The following is a 14760-nucleotide window of genomic DNA, read 5'->3' on the forward strand; positions in this document are numbered from 1 at the left end:
ATGTTGTAAAAAAAGACGAGAATGTTGTAAAAATGAAGAGCAATGTTGTAAAAACTCGGCCTAATGTTGTAATTCTGTTAGGAATAAATTCAAGGAGTAAGTGCGCTTAATAACAAAATGTCTCTTATCTATATCACTCAGCAGATATCGCTTTCATCTTGTTCATCTACCTTAAGAATCAGTATTATTTCTTCAAAATTGGCACTGGCTTGGGAAGAAAATAATATCTTCCTCGAGTTTTGTTTGATGAATGGAGTCCAGAATTTCTCAATACATAAGAAGCTGCATACTTGTCCTTCAACCCCAAAAACTCCATGCATTCCTTATTAGTAATCGTGTCCTTGCATAAGTAGAACCAGTCCTCCAGTCCTTGCTGAAGCATCAGCTTCTTCTTGGTTCCGCACACTGGGCAACCCCCACCGCTGACCTCCACTATTCTTAAGCATGTGGGACAGAGCAGCCCTTTTCTTACAGAGGCAATATCCAAGTCAAATATGGTCGATAGTGGCTTCGGGATAAACGGGGTGTTGTGCTCCTGCAGGAATTTCACCAGTCCTCGAAGCTTAGCGGAAGTTATTTTATCTGGGAGAGCATGTAGTTCTTCGATATGCATGGCGATATCGCATCCCATTACGGCTTTTGTTTCGCGAGGTGGCTGAGCGACGATGGTTTTGGAGTAGGCAAATACGATAAAGGGTTTGATTGGGAGGGAGATGCCTTGTTGCTTTAGCAGTATACCCAGGCTCTTGGCGTGGCGTTTGATTTGTTGCTCGGGGCATTTGAAGGAGGTTGTGTCTCCGTCGATGACTCTTAGAAGCTGTTCAGGATTCCGCTGAAAATAGAGGGTGCCTTTAATATTTTTTATTTCTAAGATAGCAACATATTTCTGTGTAAGAATGAGCGAGTCGATTTGGAGATAGTGATCGTCCTTTAAGGAAATGTGTAAATCCTTCAAGATGGAATAATTTTTAGGGAAGGTGACTTGCTTCAGAAAGTTATCTACGTATGCCTCGCCAGAAATGCCGGCTTCTATGCTTTGCGTTCGGTTCTCTAGGTAAGATATTAGGGGATGTTCGAGGGGTAGGCGTTTCATAAGACGAAGAAAAATATCCATTTGTATAGTAATCACTCCTTTGGATAAAAAATACCATATTCGCAAACAGAATGCTATACTCAAATAAAAAAGGGGTGGAAGTATGGAAGCGCTAGATCAACTAAATTTTGCCCGAGTATACACTTTAGGAAGAATAAAACAAAGTGACCTATCAAAATGGGATAGCCAGCCACCAGGTTTTCATAATACTATTCGGTGGAATGTGGGTCATATCTATATCCAAATGGAGCTTTTGACAAAAAAAGCTGTACCTACATATGAAGTTGTTAACCCTGAGTGGGCCCCATTTTTTATACCGGGAACAAGTCCCGCACAATGGAAGGATGAGCCTCCAAGCACCGAAATACTAGTGCATGCATTAGAGGAACAGGCACCAAGGATCATTGCTTTATTAAAAGAAAATCTATCAGAATACTTACCGGAAGCAATGCAAATTGGCACCTTGCATACGATGGAAACTGTCGATGCGCTGGTACAATTCATCGTCTGGCATGAAGGCGTGCACGCTGGGATTATTCACTCATTAAATCTAGCAACCTAATCAACTGCATCTCCCGAGAGATGCAGTTTTTCTATTTATGAAGCACCAATTCCCCAATATTTAGAAGGTATATTATTGAAATATATAGAATAATTGGAGCAGTTGTGATTGCTATTTTACTAAGTGTCGGTGTCTTTTTTCTGTTACCGAAAGAGGAAGCAGCAGTAGAGAAAAATTCGGAAGTGAAAGATGAGCAAAAAAATTCTTCTAAACGGAAGGTTCCTTTATCGGAGCTACCTGGCTCGAGAGGTAGCTATAAGATTGATATTCAGCAAGCGGAGGATTTGCGCTTCTATATTTCTGCTGAAATTAAAGTGGTAAATGAATCGAAAAGCGTTTGGGAGGATATCGGGTTTTATTTTATTCCGAATGCGATGACCAAGGAAAATATTGATTATTCGTTGCAATATGCCGGGAGAGGCAGAGATTTCTTCTATCACAGGAGAAGCAGGGAAAGAGCTTAGCTACACGCTAGATGATACAATGCTTCACGTGACGCCAGATAAAAAACTTCATCCTGGAGAGAGCACCACCTTAAAAGTAGAATATATGCTTATGCCACCGGTAAATGGGCAACGTTTAGCGCATGTAGATAATAATTTTTATCTGGCGTTATGGTACCCAATGCTGGGGAGGTATACGGATAGATGGGATCTTCATCCTTACTATCATCATGGAGAATTTTACGACACGGGCTATGGAAATTATGATATCACTTATAAGCTGGCTAGAGAATATTTAGTAGCGAGCTCCGCAGAGGATGGGGAAATAAAACCTGTTAAGCAAGGAAGAATACATGCGAAGAATATAAAAGACTTTTACCTAGCATTGCTAGACCCGACAGAATGGATTTTTGTAACAAACCAAGCAAATGATACGGAAATGCGATATTTTTATCCGTACGATGATAAAGATACGCTGAATAAAATTGCTTTAGATGGACAAAAGGCATTCCTGTTTTTAGAGGAAAACATCGGGGATAATCCTACAAAGGAAATGGATGTTGTCGTAAATAATAATGGGATGGAGTATCCTAATATCGTTGAAATATGGAATAGGAATGGGAGATATCACTTCGTCTTGGTACATGAGCTTGCTCATCAATGGTTTTATTATATGGTGTCGAGCGATTCGTATGAGGAGTCTTGGTTAGATGAAAGCTTAACTACTCTCTTAGAATCTACCTATACGACTCAGTTATACAGTAGCGAGACAGGGGAAAAGATAGGCTTTCGTGATGCGGAAATTCATGCTTCTAGACATAAAGCGTTTCAAAAAGAACATGCCAATATTCCGGTTACAGAATTTGGAATGGTACATGGCCCTAGCTTATATGGGAAATTCCCTATCATATTAAGAGAGTTTTTCAAGGAGCAGGGAGGCCATGAAAAAACTATTGAGTTTCTATCTGCATATTTTAACGAGTTTCAATTTGAATATGTCGACACAGAAGCTTTTGTGGAGTTTTTCAACGAATATCACGGGGAAGATCATACAGAGTTTCTATCAGAATGGTTAAACTTAGAATAAAAGAAAGGGGATGACTTCGAAATATTCGAGTTCATCCTCTTTTCTTAAGGGTTTCCATTTCATTGATCAAGAGGTCCAGCTTTCTTTGAATATCATCTAGCTGCTTAGCTGAACTTGAACTATTGTTCTTTTCTTTCTTAGAAGAAGTGGAAGAGTTTCTTTGCTCGTTTTCCTTTAGTTCAGAAATAACGATGGCGTCTGCGAAATTTTGAACAATAAAACCTAAAGTAACCAGAATAGAACCTAAGAAGCCGACGGTGACTCCTAAGCTAACGGTCCCCTGCTCTTGAGCATTGTTTCTAGCTGCTTGGTTTGCTTTGCTGCGTGGCATTTTTCATAATCACCCTTTATACACTTTTTAATACTATATGTCAGAGGGCGCAGATTCGTTATTTCTTATTTTGTACAAGCTGGTGCTCGAATGCATAGATGACAGCCTGAGTTCGATCATTCACCTCGAGCTTCGATAAGATATTACTTACATGTGTTTTGGCAGTCTTCAATGCGATAAATAGGGTATCCGCTAGTTCTTGGTTTGTTTTCCCTTCAGTCATCAACAAAAGGACTTCTAACTCTCGATCCGTCAGCTCCTCATGTAGAGCTCGGTTAGAACCTTTTCTCATCCGCTGCATCATTTTATCGGTAACCTCAGGCTCTAGTACTGCACTCCCAGTTAACGTTTTACGGATAGAATCAGCAATATGAGAGGCTTTGGAGGTTTTCAATAAATAGCTTATCGCACCAGCCTCCAAGGCAGGATATACCTTGTCGTCATCGATGAAGCTAGTAACAACCATCACTTTAGCTTCCGGCCATTTGGATACGATTTCCTTCGTAGCCTCTGCACCGTTCATTATAGGCATGACCATGTCCATCAAAATGATGTCTGGCTTATGTAAAAGAGCCAGGTCGACTGCCTCCCGTCCGTTCGTAGCCTCCGCTACTACCTCCATATCAGGCTGTGATTGAAGGTAGGCTGCTACCCCAATTCGCACCATTTCGTGATCATCCGCTAATAGTATTCGGATCATTGCTTGCTTCCTCCTCGCTAACTGATAGGCTATTTACCTCTGTGGAAATAGGAATTTTTACTTCGACAATCGTGCCTTGAGAAGGGACGGAAACAACCTTACACGTACCTCCTATTTCAACCGCTCGCTCTCGTACACTTTGTATGCCATAGGAGCCATTTTTTCCTTCTCCTGTCTCGAACCCAACCCCGTTATCTTGTACTCGGAAGATGGCTAGGTTATCTCGCTCTACAAAAAGCACATCCAGCTCTGTCGCTTTCGCATGGCGTAGCGTATTGGATAAGGTTTCTTGTGCGATGCGGAATAAATGATCCTCTGCGCCTTTTGAAAGAGGAACCTCCTCGAGCCGATAGCGGATGGTAAAGAGAACCTTTGCCTGAAGCTCCTGTAACAATTCCTCCAGCCCTTCTTTTAATGTTTTATTGTGAAGGGCAGCTGGACGTAAGTGAAGCAGTAATGCTCGCATTTCGAGCTGGGCCTGCTGGACAATCTTTTCGGTCTGCATGAGTGTCTTCGGGGCCTCACCGCTTTTTGCCTCCTCCATCTCTACCATCGTGGAAAGAAGCATAGAAGCAGCAAATAGCTGCTGCGATACCGAATCATGGAGCTCTCTGGCAAGACGCTGGCGTTCCTGTATAATTTGCTCTTGTATTATTTTTTCTTGCGCTTCTGCTTTTTCGTCAGTAATTCTCTGTAACGTTTTTCGCTGAGTAAGGATAAGGGTCTCGAGTTCTTTTGCTGTCACATGCATTCTCTTTGAATACGTGATCCTTTTTTTCGGAGGTTTATACGTCTCCGGATGAATAAGGGGACGCAAGGTTGTTTCTATCCTTTTTTCCTGATTTCGTACCTTTTGAAGGGTGTTAAATGAAATAAGAAAGCTAATGATAGCAGTAATAATGATAATCCAAGCTCCAAAAGGCACCTCTGCATACGTGTCACGTAGAAGGGACCACCAGGCTTCTTCGTTTGGCCATCCCCATATAACATATAAGACCCCAATGATTAATAGAAGAAAATAAAGAAAAATAGAGATACCCTGTCCTAGAAAGATTTTCATTTTCTAATCACCTCGATATCCCCAATCCATGTGGAAACAATGATAACAAGATCGGATGTGTGTGTAACATCGTCCCTGTAACCATCTTTAAGTAAGACAGTATGGTTCCAAAGACGTTGTGGTCCTCGGCCGAGAAGGTTTGCTTCTCCGATTACGGTTGCATAATGTATTCTTACTGGAATTTCATAAGGAATATGAATAGTAACTTTCCCAAAGGATTGGCGGATTGAGATAAAAGAAGTGCCCTTTGGTAGTACGGTTTCTGTTACATCTATTAAAAAATCACCATAAAAGCTTTGGACGTGTATATCCTTCCATTCGTAAGCTTGAAAGGGGGTTGTTTGGGTGGAAAACAGCTTGTTTTGTATCACTTGATCTGGAATATCCTCATATAACTTTTCGGTAGGTCGTATAACGTCTGTAACAGGTTCATTTTTCCAGAGCTTATAAAGAAAATAGGAGATAATCCCGACAACGAAAATTCTTAGACTCCACATAGAGAGAATAGCGATGACTAATAGAATAAATCCCGTCCAAAATAAGCTTTTGGATTGCTTGCGGAGACTAAAGTACATGAGTCCGAGTCCGATTAATACCAAAATAATATTTCCATTTCCAAAAACAACTGCCTCTATAAAAACAAGAAAAACAAAACAAATGAGTAAGAATGCTAGCTTATTTGTCTGGTTGTCTCTCATATTTGTTTTCCTCCCTTCTAGACTTACAAGTGAAGGAGAAGGCATAAGCCTTCTCCAGTATCTACTAAATAGTTTACACAATTTCCTGCTTGGTTTGGTTGTTTTTTTCTAATATTTCTAGGCGCTGTTCCATAGAAGTAATTTCATGCTCTTTGTCTATCTTCTGACCAAGGCGTTCTATATAGCTTTCCATTTGATTGAACGTAGCAAAATTTTGTTGCTTTGATTCAGGGTGGAGCATACGATCCATTTGTTGATGAGCTCTTATTACATTTTCTTTCCCCATAAGCTGAAGCTGGCGGACTTTCATATCCTTGACCTTATGCTTCATTTCTTCATATTTGCGCTCTAGCTCAAAGAGCTCCTGTGTAGTCTGATGAATAGTGTTCTCTACTACCGCTGCGCGTTCCTTATAAGCTGACACCTCTGCTTCGGCGAAGGTGATCAAATCATCTTCTCCTGCAGTTCGTGCAAGCTCTGCTTGTTTCTGGCGTTTTTCGACCATTTGAATCGTTTCTGCTAACTCTTTTTCGAGCTCTGCTTTTAATTTTCCTTGTCTTTCTAACAATTTCCCTGTCTGCTCCGTTTGTTTTTCCGCTTCTCGGATGTATTGATTAAGCATTGCGATTGGGTTTTTCTCTTCTTTTTTGTCAAATAGTTTATGAAGATCTGCTTCTATACTATATTTTAGTCTTTGTAATAATGTTGCCATGTTCGTATCCTCCTTTATTTGTATAAATCGTTCCATTGCTTTTCAAAGTTAACAAATGGATCATTTGTATCTAGCTGAGAAATAGAAGAGTGATTCTCTAGTTGCTTCCATTTTTTCACGATGTAATAAAGTGCTCCAATTGCTATAATTCCAAGCAGGCCTGGAATATTAGAAACGGCTGATAATAAGCCGATGATACCAATTATTGCCCAGAAAACTTTTAATAGGGTGGTATTACTCTTTAGATAAAAGTGAGCCCCTGCTATCACAAATAAGCCGGAGATACCGAGACCTAGAATTGCTCCAAGTGTAGAAAGAGCCGTAATGCCTGCAATAATTCCTGCTACTACTAACCAGAATTTTTTCATGTGTATGTTCCTCCTCTCGTACTGTATCTAAAGCTTACCAGCTGTACGGTTTCTACTAAACGGGCTTAAAAAGGATTTTCTTCTCGGTCTAGAGGCGTAGAAGGAGGAAAAACAACATTTCTGTTATACTAATTGAAAAAGTTAAATAATGGAGATTACAAGGATGAAGAAAATCGGAGCTATAATATCTGTACTCGTTTTATATGGAGCAATTGTCTTTTATTTTGGTTGGAATGTATGGGCATGGCTGAATTCTTACTTCTCAGTGAATATTGTATTGTTTAGCTTTGCGTGGGGATTGATTGCATTTTCCATGGTTTTAGCAAGGCTGAACCATCAACTAAAATTCTTTCAAGTTATTGGTGCTTATTGGATGGCTATATTGCAGTATGGCCTGATTCTTATCCCGCTTGGTACAATAGCAGCCTTTTTGTTCCCTGAAAAAATCGGGACAATTGGCTGGGTTATTTTCCTACTATTCCTTTCTATCCTCCTGTATGGTTCCTATAAGGCCTATACACCGGTAGTAAGAAGGTTATCTATCACCATCCCTAAAAAGGAATCTACTATAGAAGAATTAAAGGTAGTGGTTGCATCTGATTTCCATCTTGGTTTATTATCCAATAAGGCACATTTACAAAGGTTTGTCCGAATATCAAATGAGGAACAGCCGGATTTAGTATTATTAGTAGGGGATCTAGTAGATGATGATCCTATCTGGTACGTAAAAAATGGCATGTCCGAAGTGATGAAACAGCTAACTTCCACGTATGGTATTTATGGAGTGCTAGGTAATCATGAATATTATGGAGGGAAAATCCCACAGCTAGTGGAAGAAATGAAGGGCTCCAATGTTCGAATGCTGTTAGATGAAACTATAGAAGTAGCAAAAGCGTTCTATTTAACAGGTAGAGAGGATCTAACGAACAAACACAGAAAGAGTTTAGAGGAGCTGAGTCCTGAAAACAGGAATCTCCCTTGGTTTGTCATGGACCACACACCTTCTAATTTACTGGTACCCGAAAAGGCAAATGTAGATCTTCATGTCTCAGGTCATACTCATTTAGGACAAATGTGGCCAAATCACTTATTTACGAAAAGGATTTTTGAGTTAGACTATGGATATAGAAAAAAAGGAGCAATGCACGCAATCGTATCCTCCGGTTTCGGTTTTTGGGGACCACCTATTCGAATAGGGAGTCAGTCCGAAATTTGGTCGATACACATTATGTTTAAGAATGGAGAGTTTTAATGGAAGCATGGGTTACAGACTGGATGAACCAGTTTGGCTATTTTGGTGTTTTTATCTTAATTTTGTTAGAAAATGTTTTTCCTCCTATTCCATCTGAGGTCATCCTTACGTTGGGAGGATATATGACTGCAACTACTAGTATGACGAAGCTAGGGGTAATTATTGCTTCGACCCTAGGTTCTGTATTAGGAGCAACGCTTCTTTATGGATTAGGTCTTTTACTAGATGTAGAAAGATTAGAAAAGATTGTGAAGAAATACGGAAAGTTTCTTCGTTTAACAGTAAGTGATATTCATAAAGCGGATGCTTGGTTCGATAAATATGGACCTTGGGCAGTATTCTTTGGTAGATTGGTGCCACTGATTCGAAGCCTTATTTCGATTCCAGCTGGTATGTCTAATATGAAATTTTGGCTGTTCCTATTATTTACTACATTAGGAACGCTGATTTGGAATACGGTTCTTGTTTCAGTTGGAGCGGCAGTCGGAGAAAATTGGGAAGATATCGTAGCGTATATGGATATTTACTCAAATATCGCGTATACACTTATCGCAATCGGAGGAATTGCGTTCTTGTTTTGGTATTTTAAAAAACGTAACTAAGGAGATATTATGGAGATTCTAGAATTATTAAAAGCGTTAATCCTTGGCTTTGTGGAGGGAATGACGGAATTCGCACCGGTTTCTTCTACAGGGCATATGATTATTGTGGACGACATGTGGCTTCAAACAAAGGAGTTTTTAGGTGAATATTCAGCGAATACATTTAAAATAGTTATTCAGCTAGGATCCATCCTAGCGGTAGTAGTCGTTTTCTGGAAACGATTATTAAGCTTAGTAGGCTTATATAAAATAAAGGATGTAGCGCCAGGAAGTCAGTTAAAGCTAACGCATGTAATTGTTGGGCTTATTCCAGCTGGAGTGCTTGGTGTGTTGTTCGAGGACTACATAGATGAGCATTTGTTTACAACAGAGACAGTACTAATTGGTTTAGTGCTAGGTGCCATCCTAATGATAGCTGCAGATAAGTTCGGTCCAAAGAATCCGAAAACAAATTCATTGGATAAAATTACTTATAAGCAGGCAATCCTCGTTGGGTTGATACAATGTCTATCTTTGTGGCCAGGTTTTTCAAGATCAGGCTCTACTATTTCGGGTGGGGTTCTATTGGGGATGAATCATAAGACTGCGGCAGACTTCACGTTTATCATGGCAGTGCCTATTATGGCAGGTGCTAGCTTCCTATCACTGGTGAAAAACTGGGAGTACATGGATTTAAATCATCTCTCGTTTTATATCGTAGGATTTGTAAGTGCATTTATCTTCGCTTTAATATCAATACGCTTCTTCTTGAAGCTGATTGATAAGATTAAGCTTACACCATTTGCAATCTATCGTATTGTTTTAGCGATTATCTTGGCGATTATTATTTTGTAAGTAAAAACGAAAGAGGCTTTGGAAATTATCCAAAGCCTTTTTATTTTGATGCCAAGTGCTTCCACGTAATTCCCCAAATGCTTGTCAGAGCAAAGAGAGGTGCTTGTGCTTTCTTATTCATTTACAAATGTATTATGGACACGCTTGGATACCATGAAATAGGCAATCCAAATAATGGACAAAACAAAGGAGGAAACACTGATAGAAGCTGACTCATTGTCCGTACTTACATTGTTAATGAGTATTGCATCAACGATATCCAATATCATACTAAGAATGAGATAGGAAATAATTGCTTTCGGGAAAAATTTTTTCTTTTTAAAGAAAATTATGATTAAATATATTGAAATAAACAATAAGAGAGCGTTACAAGCCATTTCGAAATAAATAGCTTTCTCAAAATGAGGGTGCACTTCTGGGGAGGTGACCACTTCTGTCCATTCACCAGAGTTGATTAATAAGAAAGATATGATAAAATATCCGACTGAAAATATTACAGTCAAAAACAAATATATGATAGGTAATAGCAGCCAACCTCTAATTCCTTTCGGTCCTTCCTCGTAATGCTCTTGCTCTTCTAATGGTTGAGTCATTTTATTCTTCCTCTCTCTAAATTTTCCAATATCACTTTCCATTATATTGTAAACATAAATATTCTATAAGGAAAGACTTTCTTCCTATGTACAAGTTTAAACACTATATGTTAGGGTTATTAAGTAAATAAAACACAATATATTGTACTGATAGATGATTAGGTACCATTACGGTTTAATAGGGAATTCGGTGAAAAGCCGAAGCTGTCCCCGCAACTGTAAGTGTGGACGACTGTTGAAAATGCCACTGCGATTTATTCGTGGGAAGGTCAACAGGAGGAAGAAGCACGAGCCAGTAGACCTGCCTAGTCGTCGAAAAAGCAACACTTTCTTCGGGGGTTGAGAGGTGGGAGCGAGGACTTTTATAAATATGTCTTTTTGTTTCCTACTTTTAAACGTAAGCACTGACTCGGCCGAAGAGGCTATGGTTAGTGCTTTTTTTGTTGCTCAAATAAAGGAGGAGTTCATATGACAACGTCAATAAAAACAGAAAAAGCAGTGCAGTTAGACAAATTATCCAAAGAATTTGGAAAAGAGAAGCTTACCCCACTCCTGACCTATCAGCAAAAGTGGCTAGCAAGACATGATGACGACCATAGCTGGGCTCGTGATATGTCTCTTCATGCACTCAGCCTACTAGACGAGCAAAGCCCTTACTGGACATTTGTCGCAGCTCGAATTTATCTTTGGGATATTTATGAGCAAGTAGCTGATAACCGTAGAACAAATGTTGAAAAAGTATATCTTGGTTTCCTGGAAAATGTTAGAAAATTAAGTAATCAAGGGATTTATGACAGAAACATAATGGAATCCTACTCCGACGAAGAACTACAAGAACTGGCGGAAGTAATTGTTCCGGAAAGAGATAATTTGTTTACTTATATTGGCCTCAAAACCTTGCTCGATAGATATGTAGCAAAGGATTTTAATAAAGCGATTGTAGAGTTGCCGCAAGAGCGCTGGCTGGTGATCGCAATGACTTTAATGAAAGAAGAAACAGAAAAGCGGCTAGAAAAGATTAAAGAAGCATATTGGGCAATGAGTAATCTCTATATGACTGTAGCTACACCTACTCTTTCGAATGCAGGAAAGCCCCATGGTCAGCTATCGAGCTGCTTTATCGATACAGTGGATGATAGCCTTCAAGGGATTTATGACAGTAATACGGACGTCGCTACTCTATCCAAATACGGTGGTGGAATAGGCGTCTATATGGGGAAAATTCGTAGCCGTGGCTCTTCTATACGAGGATTTATAGGAGCATCAAGCGGAGTATTACCTTGGATTAAACAATTAAACAATACAGCAGTCAGTGTGGACCAGCTAGGGCAGCGACAAGGAGCGGTAGCAGTATACCTGGATGTTTGGCATAAGGACATCTTTACGTTTTTAGATTTACGGCTAAATAACGGAGATGATCGCTTAAGAGCACATGATATTTTCACAGGTATTTGTCTACCTGATTTGTTTATGGAAAAAGTAGATGCGAGAGAGGATTGGCATTTATTTGACCCACATGAGGTTCGTACAGTAATGGGATATTCGTTAGAGGATTTTTATGATGAAAAGAGAGGGAGCGGCTCTTTTCGTGAAAAATATACAGAATGTGTAAATCATCCGGAGCTATCAAAAGAGACCGTACCTGCAATTGAGCTGATGAAACGAGTTATGCGCTCTCAATTAGAGACAGGCGTACCTTTTATGTTTTACCGAGATGAGGTGAATCGTCGAAACCCGAATAAGCATGAGGGGATGATTTATAGCAGTAATCTATGTACAGAAATCTTCCAAAATCAAAGCCCGACCATTTCTGAATCCATACAGCTAGACGGAGACACCATTGTTACTCGGAGACAGGCGGGAGATTTCGTTGTCTGTAACCTCTCCTCTATCAATTTAGGTCGTGCAGTGCCGGATCACGTGTTAGAGCGGCTAATTCCTATACAGGTGCGAATGCTTGATAATGTGATCGATTTAAACATGATCCCAGTTCCACAGGCGGAGCGTACAAATGCTAGGTACAGAGGGATTGGCTTAGGGACGTTTGGTTGGCACCATCTACTTGCGATTAATAGTATTCGCTGGGAATCGGATGAGGCGGTAGAATTTGCAGATAAGTTATATGAAAAAATAGCGTATCTAACCATTAAGGCTTCCATGGAGCTAGCAGAGGAAAAAGGGGCCTATCCTTTATTCCCGGGGTCTGATTGGCAAACTGGTGCCTATTTCGACCAGCGTGGCTATGAGGATGATAAATGGATGGAGTTAAAGAAGCAGGTGGCAACATGCGGAATGCGTAATGGCTATCTCATGGCTGTTGCTCCAAACTCGTCTACTTCTATACTAGCTGGCAGTACTGCGAGCATTGATCCTATCTTTCAAAAATTTTATTCGGAGGAAAAGAAGGACTATAAAATTCCGGTAACTGTTCCGGATTTAAATAATGAGACTACCTGGTTCTACAAATCGGCTTATTTTATTGACCAGCATTGGACAATTAAGCAAAACGCGGCGAGACTGCGACACATCGACCAAGGGGTGTCCTTGAATTTATACGTGCAAAACACCATCAAAGCGAAGGATTTACTGGCATTACATTTAGATGCTTGGAACAGTGGCCTAAAAACAACCTATTATGTACGATCTACATCCGTAGAACTAATAGAATGTGAGTCGTGTTCAAGCTAATGAAGGCACTAATTTCTTATCTTAGTTATAGCGGAAATACAGAGGAAATTGCGGAGCTGATACGGGGCGGATTAGAGACATTTGGCTATGAAACAGAAATGCGATTCATAGAGGATGAAACGACAATTGACTATGTAGATTATGACCTTCTATTCATCGGGACATTTACCTGGGGGCGGGGGAGTGTACCGGATGAGATAGTTCCTTTTATTCGACGAATCAAGGAAAATCCCACCAACCTATATGTGTTTGGTTCAGGAGATACACAGTTTGGTGGTGACGCCTTGTTTTGTCGTGCGGTCGATCTCATAAGAAATTATGTGGGCTGTGCGTATCCAGGCTTAAAAATAGAGCAATCACCTAGAGGTAGCCAAGAAGCACTCGTAAAAGAATGGCTGGAAGGAGTAATAATAGATGCAAAGAGCAAAAACATTAGAGCCTAGAAATCCAAATAAATCTACAGGGATATTTGGGGGACAATCCAGTGGGATATTGAACTGGAATGACATTGCTTACCCACATTGGTACAAGATTTATAAGAGATTATTAGGGAACTACTGGCAAGCTGATGAAATCAATATGTCGAATGATGTAAAGCAGTTTAGAAATCTCACGAAGGAGGAGCAGGAGGCCTATCTAAAAATAATTGGTCTGCTTGCGACGCTTGACGGTCCGCAAACAAGAACAGCATTGCTGTTGTCCTTGTATGCAACGGATTCTTCGGTTCAATCCATTCTGGCAGTCATCGCTCAGCAGGAAGCTGTACATAACGAAAGCTATTCCTATGTGCTATCATCTGTTGTTTCCTTAGATGAACAGAATCGCTCCTTTGAATTTGGAAGGACAGATGAGATTTTATTGAAACGAAATAAAAATATAGAAAAATATTACAATGAGTTTGTAGCAAACCCTACACTTGAAAATACGGTCAAAACAATGGTTTATACAACTCTACTAGAAGGCTTGTTCTTCTATTCCGGCTTTGCCTTCTTCTACAACCTTGCTCGTTACAATAAAATGGTCGGCACCTCTACGATGATCAGCTATATTAATAGAGATGAATTAGAGCATGGTCGTTTTATCACCGAGCTATTCAGGGCGACCCTGGGAGAAAACCCAGAGATTCATACAGACGAACTAATTAGCTGGGTATATGAGCAGTTTAGAGAATCTGTCGATTTAGAAATAGAATGGTCTCATTATGTACTAGGAAAGATAGGTGGTATTGATCTAGAAGAAATGGCCGGATACGTGAAATACCGTGCGAACAAAATGCTGCGCCTACTCGGACTTGAAGAAATCTATCCAGAGTATGTAGAGAATCCGATGAAATGGATTCGCGCCTATGCAGATAATATCGACGGCACTAAGACGGACTTTTTTGAGCAAAAATCACGACAGTATGTAAAAGTAAATGCAATTGATAATGGTTTTGATGAGCTTTAATGGTGGTATTCAGGGCGACCAACTAGCTAATAGCAGAGATTCCCTTGGCTATAGTTTACTTTATGGAAATGAAAAGGTAATACTTGCGATTTGTGCCGAATTACTTGCGGAAGCCACTAGCTTACTTGCGTTTGTCAATTTTTATCCCGCATTAAGGGGCAGTATGACTCCCACTTCAAGATGGCAAAAGAAATGAGACAGCTAAGCGGGAGATCAACTGTCCCTAAAAGCCCGATTGGTTCAACTAATGATTGGTGGGGGATGAAAGAAAACCCCCACCAATCAAGTTTC

17 protein-coding genes and 1 riboswitch are annotated in these 14760 nt (G+C 40.0%); of the genes, 9 read left to right on the forward strand and 8 right to left on the reverse strand.

What is annotated here, in order from left to right; genetic code table 11:
* Nucleotides 1–184: 184 nt before the first annotated feature.
* On the reverse strand, nucleotides 185–1114 hold the full coding sequence (locus AC1ECF_RS13030) for a nuclease-related domain-containing protein (RefSeq protein WP_480389866.1): 930 nt from the start codon (nucleotides 1112–1114) through the stop codon (nucleotides 185–187).
* A gap of 82 nt (nucleotides 1115–1196) precedes the next feature.
* On the opposite strand from AC1ECF_RS13030, the gene AC1ECF_RS13035 reads away from it, so the two are divergent.
* The 3 genes from AC1ECF_RS13035 (at nucleotide 1197) to AC1ECF_RS13045 (ending at nucleotide 3185) form a co-directional block, all read left to right on the forward strand.
* Complete coding sequence (locus AC1ECF_RS13035) at nucleotides 1197–1655, forward strand: DinB family protein (RefSeq protein ID WP_480389867.1); 459 nt, start codon at nucleotides 1197–1199, stop codon at nucleotides 1653–1655.
* Nucleotides 1656–1759: 104 nt separating this feature from the next.
* Entirely contained in the window at nucleotides 1760–2119 is a 360-nt protein-coding gene (locus tag AC1ECF_RS13040) for a hypothetical protein (protein WP_480389868.1), read from the forward strand.
* Complete coding sequence (locus AC1ECF_RS13045; protein ID WP_480389869.1) at nucleotides 2046–3185, forward strand: M1 family aminopeptidase; 1140 nt, start codon at nucleotides 2046–2048, stop codon at nucleotides 3183–3185. Before AC1ECF_RS13040 ends, AC1ECF_RS13045 begins: the two co-directional genes overlap by 74 nt.
* Nucleotides 3186–3216: 31 nt before the next feature.
* On the opposite strand, the gene AC1ECF_RS13050 is transcribed toward AC1ECF_RS13045, so the two are convergent.
* From AC1ECF_RS13050 to AC1ECF_RS13075, 6 genes are all read right to left on the reverse strand, one after another.
* Complete coding sequence (locus AC1ECF_RS13050; protein WP_480389870.1) at nucleotides 3217–3516, reverse strand: hypothetical protein; 300 nt, start codon at nucleotides 3514–3516, stop codon at nucleotides 3217–3219.
* 58 nt (nucleotides 3517–3574) lie between these two features.
* A complete protein-coding gene (locus AC1ECF_RS13055; RefSeq protein WP_480389871.1) occupies nucleotides 3575–4216 on the reverse strand; it encodes a response regulator transcription factor in 642 nt (213 codons plus the stop codon).
* Entirely contained in the window at nucleotides 4191–5276 is a 1086-nt protein-coding gene (locus AC1ECF_RS13060) for a sensor histidine kinase (protein WP_480389872.1), read from the reverse strand. Before AC1ECF_RS13060 ends, AC1ECF_RS13055 begins: the two co-directional genes overlap by 26 nt.
* On the reverse strand, nucleotides 5273–5974 hold the full coding sequence (gene liaF / locus AC1ECF_RS13065) for a cell wall-active antibiotics response protein LiaF (RefSeq protein WP_480389873.1): 702 nt from the start codon (nucleotides 5972–5974) through the stop codon (nucleotides 5273–5275). Before liaF ends, AC1ECF_RS13060 begins: the two co-directional genes overlap by 4 nt.
* A 73-nt stretch (nucleotides 5975–6047) precedes the next feature.
* A complete protein-coding gene (locus tag AC1ECF_RS13070) occupies nucleotides 6048–6686 on the reverse strand; it encodes a PspA/IM30 family protein (protein ID WP_480389874.1) in 639 nt (212 codons plus the stop codon).
* Between the two features lie 14 nt (nucleotides 6687–6700).
* Nucleotides 6701–7054, reverse strand: coding sequence for a lmo0954 family membrane protein (locus AC1ECF_RS13075; protein WP_480389875.1), 354 nt, complete (start codon nucleotides 7052–7054; stop codon nucleotides 6701–6703).
* 163 nt (nucleotides 7055–7217) lie between these two features.
* On the opposite strand from AC1ECF_RS13075, the gene AC1ECF_RS13080 reads away from it, so the two are divergent.
* Genes AC1ECF_RS13080 through AC1ECF_RS13090 form a run of 3 tightly spaced genes read left to right on the forward strand, consistent with a single transcriptional unit; the run spans nucleotide 7218 to nucleotide 9742 of the window.
* Nucleotides 7218–8306, forward strand: coding sequence for a metallophosphoesterase (locus AC1ECF_RS13080; protein WP_480389876.1), 1089 nt, complete (start codon nucleotides 7218–7220; stop codon nucleotides 8304–8306).
* Entirely contained in the window at nucleotides 8306–8908 is a 603-nt protein-coding gene (locus tag AC1ECF_RS13085; RefSeq protein WP_480389877.1) for a DedA family protein, read from the forward strand. Before AC1ECF_RS13080 ends, AC1ECF_RS13085 begins: the two co-directional genes overlap by 1 nt.
* A 9-nt stretch (nucleotides 8909–8917) precedes the next feature.
* Nucleotides 8918–9742 carry an undecaprenyl-diphosphate phosphatase gene (locus AC1ECF_RS13090; RefSeq protein ID WP_480389878.1) on the forward strand — a complete coding sequence of 275 codons (825 nt, stop codon included), beginning with the start codon at nucleotides 8918–8920 and terminating at the stop codon, nucleotides 9740–9742.
* A gap of 113 nt (nucleotides 9743–9855) precedes the next feature.
* Here AC1ECF_RS13090 and AC1ECF_RS13095 read toward each other — a convergent pair whose 3' ends face one another.
* Nucleotides 9856–10335 carry a DUF2569 domain-containing protein gene (locus AC1ECF_RS13095; protein WP_480389879.1) on the reverse strand — a complete coding sequence of 160 codons (480 nt, stop codon included), beginning with the start codon at nucleotides 10333–10335 and terminating at the stop codon, nucleotides 9856–9858.
* Between the two features lie 143 nt (nucleotides 10336–10478).
* A riboswitch (cobalamin riboswitch) is annotated at nucleotides 10479–10658 on the forward strand.
* A gap of 145 nt (nucleotides 10659–10803) precedes the next feature.
* Between AC1ECF_RS13095 and AC1ECF_RS13100 the strand changes: the two genes are divergently transcribed.
* The 3 genes from AC1ECF_RS13100 to AC1ECF_RS13110 are packed head-to-tail and all read left to right on the forward strand — an operon-like array spanning nucleotide 10804 to nucleotide 14469.
* A complete protein-coding gene (locus tag AC1ECF_RS13100; protein ID WP_480389880.1) occupies nucleotides 10804–13023 on the forward strand; it encodes a ribonucleoside-diphosphate reductase subunit alpha in 2220 nt (739 codons plus the stop codon).
* A complete protein-coding gene (locus tag AC1ECF_RS13105) occupies nucleotides 13011–13466 on the forward strand; it encodes a flavodoxin (RefSeq protein ID WP_480389881.1) in 456 nt (151 codons plus the stop codon). Before AC1ECF_RS13100 ends, AC1ECF_RS13105 begins: the two co-directional genes overlap by 13 nt.
* Nucleotides 13438–14469, forward strand: coding sequence for a ribonucleotide-diphosphate reductase subunit beta (locus tag AC1ECF_RS13110; protein ID WP_480389882.1), 1032 nt, complete (start codon nucleotides 13438–13440; stop codon nucleotides 14467–14469). The genes AC1ECF_RS13105 and AC1ECF_RS13110 overlap by 29 nt, the downstream gene beginning before the upstream one ends.
* The last annotated feature ends 291 nt before the right edge of the window (nucleotides 14470–14760 follow it).

It is taken from the genome of Psychrobacillus sp. Z3-81, from assembly GCF_056620325.1.